The following is a 1,851-nucleotide window of genomic DNA, read 5'->3' on the forward strand; positions in this document are numbered from 1 at the left end:
CGGCCACCGAGGCGACCAAGACCGACCACCATGGACCGGGCGTACCCGCCCTGCAGTTCCTCGAAAGTGCTTTCGCCGTCGACATTGTCGAGCAGCTCGTTGATGATCGGCTTGACGTCGTAGGCGCGCTTGGCCGACTCCGGCATCATGGCCTTGAGGTCGACATCGCCGTGCGCGGCGGCGGCCAGGTCGAATTCGCCCTGCTCGGCGAACATCGAGACCAGGCGGCGCGCACGGTGCATCGCGTCCTGCTCGTCATCGGCGACGATGTGGCAGACGCCGGACTTCTTGCCGTGGGTGACCGGGCCGCCGAGGGTCTCCATGTCGACGCTCTCACCGGTCACCGTCTTCACGATGTCCGGACCGGTCACGAAGACCCGGCCTTCCGGAGCCATGATGACGATGTCGGTCAGCGCCGGGCCGTACGCGGCGCCACCGGCGGCGAAGCCGAGCACCACGGAGATCTGCGGGACCTGGCCGGACGCGCGGACCATGGCCTCGAAGACCAGGCCGACGGCGTGCAGGGCCTCGACGCCCTCCGCCAGTCGCGCCCCGCCCGAATGCCACAGGCCCACAACGGGAATCTTGGAGTCGATGGCGGTATCGATCGCATCGACGATGTGCTTGCATCCCTCGACGCCCATGGCGCCGCCCATCACGGTCGCATCGGAGCAGTAGGCGACGGTGCGGACACCGTCGATCTCACCGATGGCGGCGAGCACGCCGGACTTGTCGCGGGGGTGGAGCGGGAGAACGGTTCCGGGATCGAAGAAGCGCTGCAACCGACCCAGCGGGTCACGGGGATCGGTCGTGGTGTCCGCGTGTGCGGGGGCCATGATGGTCATCGCAAACTCTCCTCATGAGGAAAATGCGGTCGCTGAGAGCGGCTGCGAAATGTCGAAATCCCGGCAGGGGATTCGGGTCCGGGATCTCGATCCGAAATCCCCTGCCGGGACCACTTGTCTTACTGACCGGTTCTAGAAGTGCGCGGTTCGTCTAGTGCGCGTCAGTACCGGCCGAAGGCGAGCGCGACATTGTGCCCACCGAAACCGAAGGAGTTGTTGATCGCGTACTGGATGTCCTGATGACGCGCAGCGCCGTGCACGACGTCCAGATCGATCGCCGGATCCTGGTTCTCGAGGTTCAGCGTCGGAGGGACGACACCGTCCCGGATGCTGAGCACCGTGAGAATCGACTCGAGTGCGCCGACGGCGCCGATCGAGTGGCCCAGGGCCGACTTGGGTGCGTAGACCGAGGCGTGCTTGACGCCGGCCTTGTGAATCGCGTTGGCCTCCGCGGTGTCACCCACGGGGGTGGCGGTCGCGTGAGCGTTCACGTGGGTGATGTCCGAAGCGGACAGACCCGCGGTCTGCATCGCGCGCTGCATGGCGCGAGCCGCACCGCTGCCCTCCGGATCGGGAGCCACGAGGTGGAACCCGTCGGAGGTGATACCCGCGCCCATGAGGCGGGCGTGGATGGTGGCGCCACGAGCCTTGGCGTGCTCCTCGGTCTCGAGGACCATGAGCGCGCCCGCTTCGCCGAAGACGAAGCCGTCGCGATCCTTGTCGAAGGGACGCGAGGCGCCCTTCGGATCGTCGTTGCGAGTCGACATGGCCCGCATCATGGAGAACGCGGCGATCGGAATCGAGTCGATGAAGCCCTCGACACCGCCGGTGACGACCATGTCGGCGTCACCCATGACGATCATCCGCCAGGCGTTGGCAATGGCCTCCGAACCCGACGAGCAGGCCGAGACCGGAGTGACCACTCCCGCGCGGGCCTTGAGCTCGAGGCCGACCACGGCGGACGGACCGTTCGGCATGACCATCTGAACGGCCAGCGGCGAAACCT

Annotated in this window: 2 protein-coding genes; both read right to left on the reverse strand. The window is 67.0% G+C overall.

The window, feature by feature from the left end:
• Positions 1-845: carboxyl transferase domain-containing protein (locus ACIRS4_RS36380; RefSeq protein WP_404204263.1), on the reverse strand; the 845-nt coding region annotated here is incomplete at its 3' end.
• 161 nt (positions 846-1,006) lie between these two features.
• Positions 1,007-1,851 (reverse strand): beta-ketoacyl-ACP synthase II (locus tag ACIRS4_RS36385; protein WP_404204265.1); only part of this gene is annotated, 845 nt, incomplete at its 5' end.

The organism is Streptomyces sp. NPDC101166, from assembly GCF_044768125.1.
In the GTDB taxonomy this organism is placed as follows: domain Bacteria; phylum Actinomycetota; class Actinomycetes; order Streptomycetales; family Streptomycetaceae; genus Streptomyces.